11 protein-coding genes are annotated in these 9237 nt (G+C 59.0%); all 11 read left to right on the top strand.

The genetic code is table 11. The features are described 5' to 3' along the window. Positions 1 to 385 precede the first annotated feature (385 nt). The 11 genes from traI to trbH are packed head-to-tail and all read left to right on the top strand — an operon-like array spanning position 386 to position 9226. On the top strand, positions 386 to 1009 hold the full coding sequence (gene traI, locus G6L01_RS27350) for an acyl-homoserine-lactone synthase (RefSeq protein WP_174096607.1): 624 nt from the start codon (positions 386 to 388) through the stop codon (positions 1007 to 1009). A 10-nt stretch (positions 1010 to 1019) separates the two neighbouring features. Further along, positions 1020 to 1997 (top strand): P-type conjugative transfer ATPase TrbB, encoded by a 978-nt coding sequence (gene trbB / locus G6L01_RS27345; RefSeq protein ID WP_174096606.1) that lies wholly within the window; start codon positions 1020 to 1022, stop codon positions 1995 to 1997. Continuing rightward, positions 1987 to 2370 carry a TrbC/VirB2 family protein gene (locus G6L01_RS27340; RefSeq protein ID WP_174096605.1) on the top strand — a complete coding sequence of 128 codons (384 nt, stop codon included), beginning with the start codon at positions 1987 to 1989 and terminating at the stop codon, positions 2368 to 2370. The genes trbB and G6L01_RS27340 overlap by 11 nt, the downstream gene beginning before the upstream one ends. Then, positions 2363 to 2662 carry a conjugal transfer protein TrbD gene (locus tag G6L01_RS27335; protein WP_174096604.1) on the top strand — a complete coding sequence of 100 codons (300 nt, stop codon included), beginning with the start codon at positions 2363 to 2365 and terminating at the stop codon, positions 2660 to 2662. The genes G6L01_RS27340 and G6L01_RS27335 overlap by 8 nt, the downstream gene beginning before the upstream one ends. A 10-nt stretch (positions 2663 to 2672) precedes the next feature. Then, a complete protein-coding gene (locus G6L01_RS27330) occupies positions 2673 to 5123 on the top strand; it encodes a conjugal transfer protein TrbE (RefSeq protein ID WP_174096603.1) in 2451 nt (816 codons plus the stop codon). Continuing rightward, positions 5101 to 5907: a P-type conjugative transfer protein TrbJ gene (gene trbJ / locus G6L01_RS27325; RefSeq protein ID WP_174096602.1), complete on the top strand. Its 807-nt coding sequence runs from the start codon at positions 5101 to 5103 to the stop codon at positions 5905 to 5907. Before G6L01_RS27330 ends, trbJ begins: the two co-directional genes overlap by 23 nt. Then, positions 5901 to 6077: an entry exclusion protein TrbK gene (gene trbK / locus G6L01_RS27320; RefSeq protein ID WP_174096601.1), complete on the top strand. Its 177-nt coding sequence runs from the start codon at positions 5901 to 5903 to the stop codon at positions 6075 to 6077. The genes trbJ and trbK overlap by 7 nt, the downstream gene beginning before the upstream one ends. A gap of 4 nt (positions 6078 to 6081) precedes the next feature. Beyond that, positions 6082 to 7269 carry a P-type conjugative transfer protein TrbL gene (trbL, locus tag G6L01_RS27315; protein WP_202032394.1) on the top strand — a complete coding sequence of 396 codons (1188 nt, stop codon included), beginning with the start codon at positions 6082 to 6084 and terminating at the stop codon, positions 7267 to 7269. Between the two features lie 20 nt (positions 7270 to 7289). After that, positions 7290 to 7952, top strand: coding sequence for a conjugal transfer protein TrbF (locus G6L01_RS27310; RefSeq protein ID WP_174096600.1), 663 nt, complete (start codon positions 7290 to 7292; stop codon positions 7950 to 7952). A 17-nt stretch (positions 7953 to 7969) separates the two neighbouring features. Then, positions 7970 to 8782 carry a P-type conjugative transfer protein TrbG gene (gene trbG / locus G6L01_RS27305; RefSeq protein WP_174096599.1) on the top strand — a complete coding sequence of 271 codons (813 nt, stop codon included), beginning with the start codon at positions 7970 to 7972 and terminating at the stop codon, positions 8780 to 8782. A gap of 3 nt (positions 8783 to 8785) precedes the next feature. Next, positions 8786 to 9226: a conjugal transfer protein TrbH gene (gene trbH, locus G6L01_RS27300; protein ID WP_174096598.1), complete on the top strand. Its 441-nt coding sequence runs from the start codon at positions 8786 to 8788 to the stop codon at positions 9224 to 9226. The last annotated feature ends 11 nt before the right edge of the window (positions 9227 to 9237 follow it).

The following is a 9237-nucleotide window of genomic DNA, read 5'->3' as shown; positions in this document are numbered from 1 at the left end:
TTTGCGAACTATTTCCAGTGGGGCTTCACTTTCGAAATAATGGCCGCAAAGCCATCATTTGAGAAACTATCTCCCGATTCCCGTAATGCCGCAAGGGATTTAAAGTTAACAGAGGGTTAAGACGCGAAAACTGATTCTGATCACGCGACGGTACACAATCAACGAAATCAACGTCTTAAATCGATCTCGTGTAAACTCGTTCACTGTCCGTTTTACTGTGAATCCTACAAAGCCTCGCGCCCAAACCGCGTTCGAAAAAGAGGCGGCACGGAACAACCTCCGTGAGAAGCCTGCGACTCACCCCTCGAGTTGTAGGATTATACAACTGCCGAGGCCTCCGAATCTGTGCTGATTTCCCCCGTCTAATAACGACGGAGAAAAATTCATGCAGGTTCTCGCGTTCTCGCTGCCCCGGACGATTCAAGAGGCTCACCTCCTTCACCTCCATTACCAGCTTCGTGCGCGGGTTTTTTTCGATCGGCTGGGCTGGGAGGTCGATGTAAGGGCAGGGTGTGAGTCGGATGGCTTTGACGCGCTTCGACCCACCTATGTTCTCGCCATCGCCGAGACCGGCCAACTGGCGGGGTGCGCGAGACTTCTTCCGGCGCTTGGTCCAACGATGGTGGCCGATGTTTTCCCCTCGCTTCTTCCCGACGGTCAGCTCAGCGCTCATGCCGCAATGATCGAGAGTTCCCGGTTCTGCGTTGATACTGCTCTCGCGGAGGGGAGAGGTAGCGGCTCAGTCCACGAGGCAACGCTGACCATGTTCGCAGCCATCGTCGAATGGTGCATGGCGAATGGCTACACCGAGATCGTCACGGTAACCGATCTTCGGTTTGAGCGAATCCTCGCCCGCGTCGGATGGCCTTTGCTACGTTTGAGCGAACCAAAGAAGATCGGCGTGACGATGGCGGTGGCTGGCACGCTACCCGCCGACGCGGACACGTTCAAGAGGCTCCGTCCCTCCGATTACCGTTCTGAATTCACCCCTCTCAGCCAGGTAGCCTAAGGAGACAACTGTGAACCAGCTTCGCTCTCATCCCCGGCTTGTCCGCAAACTTCAGGAAGCGCTCGGTGATCAGCTTTGCGTTGCCCTTGACGACGCGACCGTCGTCGAGATCATGCTTAATCCGGACGGCAAACTGTTCATCGAAAGACTCGGCCATGGCGTTGCGCCGGCCGGTGAGATGTCGTCTGCCGCTGCGGAAATGGTCATCGGGACCGTGGCGCATGCCCTTCAGTCGGAAGTGGACACGGAACAACCGATCATCTCGGGCGAACTGCCAATCGGCGGTCACCGCTTCGAGGGGTTATTGCCTCCAGTTGTCGCCAAGCCCGCTTTCACCATTCGGCGCCGCGCTTCACGCCTCATTCCGCTCGAAGACTACGTTCGCACAGGTGTGATGACCGAATACCAGGCCGCCACGATCCGAAGTGCCATCTCGGCGAGGCTGAACATCATCATTTCCGGTGGGACGGGGTCGGGTAAGACGACGCTTGCGAACGCGGTGATCCACGAAATCGTCAAATCCGCTCCCGAGGATCGTCTCGTGATTCTTGAGGATACCGCGGAAATCCAGTGCGCAGCCGACAACGCCGTTCTCTTGCATACCAGCGATACGATCGACATGGGGCGACTGCTCAAGAGTACCATGCGTCTGCGTCCCGACAGGATTGTCGTGGGCGAGGTCCGCGACGGCGCGGCTCTGACGCTGCTGAAAGCTTGGAACACCGGTCATCCCGGGGGCGTGGCAACCATTCACTCGAACACCGCCATGTCGGCGCTTCGCCGTTTCGAACAGCTGACCGCTGAAGCAAGCCAGCAGCCGATGCACGAGGTGATCGGCGAAGCGGTCGACCTGATCATTTCGATCGAGCGGACGCCGCGCGGGCGAATTGTCCGCGACATCATCCAGGTCGAGCGGTTCATCAACGGACGGTACGAGATCGAATCCGAGCAGCTTACCGAAGAACAGGAGGCTCGCCATGTCGCATAACAAGCCATTCATCGCCATTATGCTCCTGGCGGCACCCATCGTCCTTGCCTCCGTCGCGCCGGCGTTCGCGAGTTCTGGCGGCGGCCTACCATGGGAAGGTCCTTTGCAGCAGATCCAGGAGTCGATCACCGGCCCTGTTGCGGGTGCGATCGCGCTTGCAGCGGTGGCGATTGCCGGCGGCATGCTCATATTTGGGGGTGAGTTGAACGACTTTGCGCGGCGCCTTGTCTACGTCGTCCTCGTCGCCGGTATTCTTCTCGGCGCCACCAACATCGTCGGTTTGTTCGGTGCGACCGGTGCGTCGATCGGGCTAGCCGACGAGCCGTTCACATCAACTGGTCCGGACAGAGGAGGGGAGGGAGACCATGGCTGAGTCCCTGTCCGGTCTGCGGCGTAACCGCATCCATCGCGCGCTGTCTCGCCCGAACCTGCTGATGGGCGCCGACCGGGAACTGGTGCTGATCACCGGCCTTGCGGCCGTGATCCTGATTTTCGTTGTCCTCACGGTCTATTCGGCGCTCTTCGGCATCGCCGTGTGGATCGTCATCGTCGGGGCGCTGAGGATGATGGCCAAGTCCGATCCGCTCATGCGGCAGGTCTATATCAGGCACATTTCCTACAAGCCCACCTACAAGGCGACCACTTCGCCCTGGCGACGGTATTGAGGAGGAAGCCATGGTAGCTCTCAAGCGCTTCCGGGTGACCGGTCCCTCCTTTGCCGATCTCGTTCCTTATGCCGGGCTCATCGACAACGGTGTCCTCCTGTTAAAGGACGGGAGCCTGATGGCCGGATGGTACTTCGCGGGACCAGATTCCGAAAGCGCGACCGATCTGGAGCGCAACGAACTGTCCAGGCAGATCAATGCCGTCCTGTCGCGGCTTGGAAGCGGCTGGATGATCCAGGTCGAGGCCATCCGCATTCCCACAGTCGACTATCCGTCGGAAGACCGTTGTCACTTTCCCGACCCGGTGACCCGCGCGATCGATGCCGAGCGGCGCGCACATTTCGCACGTGAGCAGGGACATTTCGAGAGCAAGCATGCCCTGATCCTCACCTATCGGCCGCTCGAGTCCAAGAGGACCTCTCTCAGCAAATATATCTATTCCGATGAAGAGAGCCGGAAAAAGTCTTACGCGGACACGGTGCTCTTCGTGTTCAAGAGCGCAATACGAGAGCTTGAGCAGTACTTTGCCAATACGCTTTCGATCCGGCGAATGGAAACCCGCGAAACGATCGAGAGGGGAGGGGAGAGGGTTGCTCGCTACGACGAGCTCCTTCAGTTCGCCCGATTCTGCATCACTGGCGAAAGCCATCCGATCCGGCTTCCCGATGTTCCCATGTATCTCGACTGGATTGCCACCGCGGAGCTTGAGCACGGATTGACGCCAAAGGTCGAAAACCGTTTCCTCGGCCTCGTCGCGATCGATGGTCTGCCAGCCGAAAGCTGGCCAGGTATTCTGAATAGCCTCGACCTTATGCCGCTGACCTATCGATGGTCATCGCGCTTCATTTTCCTCGATGCCGAGGAGGCCCGGCAAAAGCTGGAACGCACACGCAAGAAGTGGCAGCAGAAGGTCCGGCCGTTCTTCGACCAGATCTTCCAGACACAAAGCCGCTCAGTCGATCAAGACGCAATGACCATGGTCGCTGAAACCGAGGATGCGATCGCGCAGGCCTCATCGAAGCTTGTTGCCTATGGCTATTACACGCCCGTCGTCGTGTTGTTCGACAGCGATCGCGAGGCACTGCAGGAGAAGGCCGAAGCAATCCGGCGACTGGTCCAAGCTGAAGGCTTTGGAGCGCGCATCGAAACTCTGAACGCCACTGACGCCTATCTCGGTAGCCTTCCCGGCAACTGGTATTGCAACATCCGTGAGCCGCTGATCAACACGAGCAATCTCGCCGACTTGATCCCACTGAACTCGGTCTGGTCCGGAAGCCCGATCTCCCCATGTCCGTTTTACCCGCCGAATTCACCGCCCTTGATGCAGGTTGCGAGCGGCTCGACAGCGTTCCGTCTGAACCTGCATGTCGATGATGTTGGCCACACACTGATCTTCGGTCCGACCGGCTCCGGCAAGTCGACGCTTCTAGCTCTGATCGCTGCGCAGTTTCGCCGGTACGAACATGCGCAGATCTTCGCCTTTGACAAAGGCAGTTCACTTCTACCTCTAACGCTCGCAGCCGGTGGCGATCACTATGAGATCGGCGGCGACAACGCCGAAGAGGGGAGAGCGCTGGCCTTTTGCCCATTGTCCGAACTTACAAGTGACGCCGACCGCGCCTGGGCGACAGAATGGATCGAGATGCTGGTTGGTCTCCAGGGTGTCACGATCACACCCGATCATCGCAACGCTATTTCTCGGCAGATCGGCCTCATGGCGAGTGCATCCGGTCGCTCGCTCTCGGATTTCGTCAGCGGCGTTCAGCTGCGCGAGATCAAGGACGCGTTGCACCACTACACCGTCGATGGCCCCATGGGTCAGTTGCTGGATGCGGAAGAGGATGGCCTCACACTCGGCGCCTTCCAGACTTTTGAGATCGAGCAGCTGATGAACATGGGCGAGCGTAATCTTGTGCCGGTGCTGACTTACCTATTCAGGCGGATCGAGAAGCGTCTGGATGGTTCGCCGAGCCTGATCGTGCTCGACGAGGCGTGGCTTATGCTGGGTCACCCGGTCTTCCGCGACAAAATTCGAGAGTGGCTCAAGGTTCTGCGCAAGGCGAATTGCGCTGTCGTCCTTGCGACCCAGTCGATCTCGGACGCTGAGCGCTCCGGTATCATCGACGTGTTGAAGGAATCCTGCCCGACCAAGATTTGTCTTCCGAACGGCGCCGCTCGCGAGTCCGGGACGCGCGAATTCTACGAGCGCATCGGCTTCAATGAGCGGCAGATCGAGATCGTAGCAACCGCGACACCAAAGCGCGAATACTACGTCGCCACGCCAGAGGGCCGACGGCTCTTCGACATGTCGCTTGGGCCAGTCGCGCTGAGTTTTGTCGGCGCGGCGGGCAAAGAGGATCTCAAACGAATCCGCGCCCTTAAATCCGAACATGGCCGTGAATGGCCGATCCGCTGGCTTGAAACGAGAGGAGTTTACGATGCCGCATCGCTACTCAAGTAAGAATAAATGGTTCGCCATCCTCGCGGCGGCCGCCGCCCTCACGGCCGTCAACCAAGGTTCGGTACAAGCCGGTTCAGCTACCGGCGCCGCGACAGAATGGACACAGCTCGCCAACAACGCGCAGCTTGTAGACCTCATGAAAAGCTCTGGAATCCAGGTCGACAATCAGTTGACCCAAATCAGTCAGCTTGCAGAGCAGATCCAGAATCAGCTGAAAATCTACGAGAACATGCTGCAAAACACAGCGCAGCTTCCTGAGCATGTCTGGGGAGAGGTCGAAAGCGATCTCAACCAGTTGCGCAGTATCGTCGAGAAGGGTCAAAGCATCTCATTTTCCATGGGCAACGCCGACGATGTTCTTCAGCAGCGCTTCCAAAGTTACGCTGACCTGAAGACAAATTTGCCTGATAACGCAACGTTCTCCTCGACCTACCAGTCCTGGTCGGACACCAACCGCGATACCATCGCCAGCTCGCTGAAGGCAGCGAGCCTCACGGCCGACCAATTCGATAGCGAGGAAGATACCATGTCCTCGCTGCGTTCGATGTCCGAGTCGGCTGACGGACAGATGAAGGCCTTGCAGGTAGGGCATGAGATCGCCGCTCAGCAGGTCGCGCAGACGCAAAAGCTTCGCGGCCTCGTCTCACAGCAGATGACGATGATGGGAACCTGGCTGCAGACCGAACAGACCGACAAGGATCTGGCACAGGCTAGGCGCGAGAAATTCTTCGGTGCGACGGCTCCCTCCACCTCAGGCGGCGAAAAGATGAAGGTGGAATGGTGAGAACGAAAGCAACTCTGATTGCAATCGCAACGATTCTGGCTGCGGGCAGCGCCGGCATTTGGTTGTTGATCTCCGAAAAGCAGGAAACTCAGGAACGCAGGGTGAAGTTCTTCGGCTCGTCGAGCGACCACCCCACATCCGGTGGCGAAAAGATGAAAGTCGAATGGTGAGAAGATGACCGTTACGACGACACTTCATCAGCTACGGGCCGCCATGCTCTTTGCCGCCTTTACGGCGGTCGCGGCCCAGCCGGCCCTTGCGCAGGAAGGGTCAGTACTGACGTCGCTCCAGAGCCAGATCACAGCTGCAGCGAAGGGGTGGGAAACTACCGTCATGGATGCTGCGAGATCTCTGTTCTGGATCCTCGCGACGATCGAGATCGGCATTGCCGCCGTCTGGCTGGCAATCCAGTCCGCCTCGTTGGATAGCTGGTTCGCCGAACTTGTGCGGCGGATCATGTTTGTTGGATTCTTTGCCTTCGTACTCGCGCAAGGACCGACGTTCGCCAAGGCGGTCGTGGATAGCCTCTTCCAGATCGGCGCGGGGGGAGGGACGGCGTCACCAGCTGACGTGTTCAACGCCGGTCTCACAGTGGCAACGAAAATGTCGGAGAAGGTACAGTTCGGTCTCTTCGAAGATAACGCGTTGGCAATCTCAGCGGCGTTCGCGATGGTCGTGACGGTTATCGCGTTTTCTCTTGTCGCCGCGATTTTCGTGTCGGTCATGGTCGAAATGTATATCGGGCTTCTCGCTGGCATGATCATGCTCGGCCTTGGCGGATCGTCCTTCACCAAGGATTTTGCGGTCCGCTACCTGGTCTACGCTTTCTCCGTCGGAATGAAGCTCATGGCACTTGTCATGATCTCCCGCATCGGCTCCGAAGTGCTGATCGGCCTCGCCAATCAGCCCGATATCGGCGACCAGTTTCAGACCGCTCTCGCCATCGCTGGAATCGCCGTCGTCGTTTTCATTATCGCCATGTACGTCCCGAACATTATGCAGGGCGTTGTGCAGGGCGCATCGGTGTCCGGAGGAATGGAAGCGATCCGCCACGGCGGCCAGGCGGCGTCTTTCGCTGCGGGCGCTGGATTCCTCGCCGCTGGCGCGGCGGGCGCGGGTTTTGCGGCCGCTCAAGCGGCACGCGCTGGTGGCTCATCGGTCGCTGGCGCTGCTCTGCGCGGCATGGGCGCGAGTTTCACTTCCGGCGCACAGGCTGCGGGATCGGCCGCGAAGGAAAAAGCGATCGGTTCTCCCGGCGCCTATGCGGGGTCCATTCTCGGGTTGGCGAATGCGAAGCTCGATGAACAGCGTGGCGGTCACAGCGGACCGAAACCTCTTCCCGAACGCAACGACAAACCATAATCGAAACAAGGGAAGAAAAAATGGCCGCAAACCGCGCCCCGGAAAACCCGTATCTTGCCGCTCGCCAGGAATGGACGGAACGCTATGGCTCTTATGTGAAGGCGGCCGCCGCATGGCGCATCGTCGGAGTCCTTGGGCTGGCCATGGCGGTGATCGGCTTCAGCTATGCGATGTATCTGAGCACGCAGGTAAGGCTGGTGCCTTACATCGTCGAGGTCGACAAGCTCGGGACCGCCGTCACATCAGGCTTTCCGCAGCAGATCGAATATGCCGATGTGCGCGTGGTGCGCGCCACGCTCGGCAACTTCGTCACGAGCTTTCGCTCGATCACGCCGGATGCGGTGGTGCAGAAGCAATATATCGACCGTACCTACGCGCTTCTCCGCACGTCCGACCCGTCGACCGAGAAGGTCAACGCCTGGTTTCGAGGTAATTCTCCGTTCGAGAAGGCTAAGTCTTCGACAGTTGCCATCGAGGTCAACAACATCGTGGCGCTCTCGAACCAGACCTATCAGATCGACTGGACGGAATACGAGCGGGACCGCAAGGGCAAGGAAACCGGCACCCGGCGGTTCCGCGGGATCGCAACGGTGACGATCACCGCGCCACAGGATGAGGCGACGATCCGCCTCAATCCGATCGGCCTCTACGTCCGGGATTTTGACTGGACGGCACAGCTTTAAGGGCAGGGATTCTATCAATGAAAAAAACGAGATTGATCGCAGCCGCCGGCTGCATGGCCGGACTCTTGCTTGCGGCAGGCGCGCAGGCGCAAAGCATGACGAGTAACGAGGTGAAGGGAACAAATCTTTCCAGAAAGTGGCGCGGCACGCCGGGGCTGGTCACGACAGGTCCGGACGGAAAGGTCATTTTTCTGTTCGGCGAGACCCAGCCGTCCGTCGTCTGCTCTCCTCTACAGGTCTGCGACATCGAACTTCAGGGTGGCGAGATCGTTCGCGACGTCCTCGTCGGCGATACGGTGCGGTGGAAGGTAGAGCCGGCAACCTCAGGTGCGACAGGCGGACAGGCGATCCACCTCATCGTCAAGCCATCGGAGCCAGGCCTTCTCACCTCGATGATTGTGACAACGTCACGGCGCACCTATCATATCCAACTCAAGTCTCATCCAAGCCAGTACATGGCGCGCGTCGGGTTCGAGTATCCGGAAGATGTTTCCACCAAGCTAGCCGACATCAATTCCCGGCTCGAAACGGGCGGCATTCCAGGCACTGCGCCGGACAAGCTGAACTTCTCCTACTCGGTGAGCGGCAGCGCATCGTGGAAACCGAAGCGGGTCTATTCGGACGGGGTGAAGACCTACATCCAGTTTCCGAAGTCGATCGCCGGTCAGGATGCACCAGTGCTCTTCGTCGTCTCGGGCGGTCAAAATCGCATCGTCAATTACCGGATGAAGAACGATGCGATGACTGTCGACTATGCGATCGACAAGGCCATCCTTGTTTCTGGTGTCGGTTGGCGGCAGCAGAAAATCACTATCCGGCGGGGAGGCTGAACCATGCACAAGTTAGTCGCATTTCTCGCCGCGGCCGCCCTACTTTCCGGTTGCCAGACGCATGACGAAGCGCTGACCACCAGTTCCACCCCGGTGGCCATCACCGCACCGGCCGCGAGCGCCATCGCCGGCGACATGGCAAGCCGTTTGGCTGAACAGATCGGCCTGGCTGGGTCTACGACGACAATTAGAATGGAGAGGGATGCATCGGAGTTCGCAGTTGCTCTCGAAGCGGCCCTGAAAGGCTGGGGCTACAGCTTCATCGCGGATGGCAAGGTCGCGAAAGACACCAAGTCGGTTGAGCTCGCTTATGCGATCGAGGGATTCGAGGGACAAATCCTGGCCCGGGTCTCAACCCCCTCAATCGCTCTGAGCCGTGCATATACGCCGACTGCGGGCGGCGCGACGCCAGCCAGTCCGCTTTCGATCATGCAGCGCAACTGACGGAGTTCAAG

It is taken from the genome of Agrobacterium vitis, from assembly GCF_013337045.2.
Taxonomy (GTDB): Bacteria; Pseudomonadota; Alphaproteobacteria; order Rhizobiales; family Rhizobiaceae; genus Allorhizobium; species Allorhizobium vitis_B.
This window is presented reverse-complemented; position numbering and strand designations above follow the sequence as displayed.

What these genes read in the sequence shown, in the direction of transcription:
- trbG (WP_174096599.1), top strand. Translation starts at nt 7,970, where the DNA reads ATGAAAAAAACGAGATTGATCGCAGCCGCCGGCTGCATGGCCGGACTC.
- trbK (WP_174096601.1), top strand. Translation starts at nt 5,901, where the DNA reads ATGGTGAGAACGAAAGCAACTCTGATTGCAATCGCAACGATTCTGGCT.
- trbJ (WP_174096602.1), top strand. Translation starts at nt 5,101, where the DNA reads ATGCCGCATCGCTACTCAAGTAAGAATAAATGGTTCGCCATCCTCGCG.
- G6L01_RS27335 (WP_174096604.1), top strand. Translation starts at nt 2,363, where the DNA reads ATGGCTGAGTCCCTGTCCGGTCTGCGGCGTAACCGCATCCATCGCGCG.
- G6L01_RS27340 (WP_174096605.1), top strand. Translation starts at nt 1,987, where the DNA reads ATGTCGCATAACAAGCCATTCATCGCCATTATGCTCCTGGCGGCACCC.
- G6L01_RS27310 (WP_174096600.1), top strand. Translation starts at nt 7,290, where the DNA reads ATGGCCGCAAACCGCGCCCCGGAAAACCCGTATCTTGCCGCTCGCCAG.
- trbL (WP_202032394.1), top strand. Translation starts at nt 6,082, where the DNA reads ATGACCGTTACGACGACACTTCATCAGCTACGGGCCGCCATGCTCTTT.
- trbH (WP_174096598.1), top strand. Translation starts at nt 8,786, where the DNA reads ATGCACAAGTTAGTCGCATTTCTCGCCGCGGCCGCCCTACTTTCCGGT.
- G6L01_RS27330 (WP_174096603.1), top strand. Translation starts at nt 2,673, where the DNA reads ATGGTAGCTCTCAAGCGCTTCCGGGTGACCGGTCCCTCCTTTGCCGAT.
- traI (WP_174096607.1), top strand. Translation starts at nt 386, where the DNA reads ATGCAGGTTCTCGCGTTCTCGCTGCCCCGGACGATTCAAGAGGCTCAC.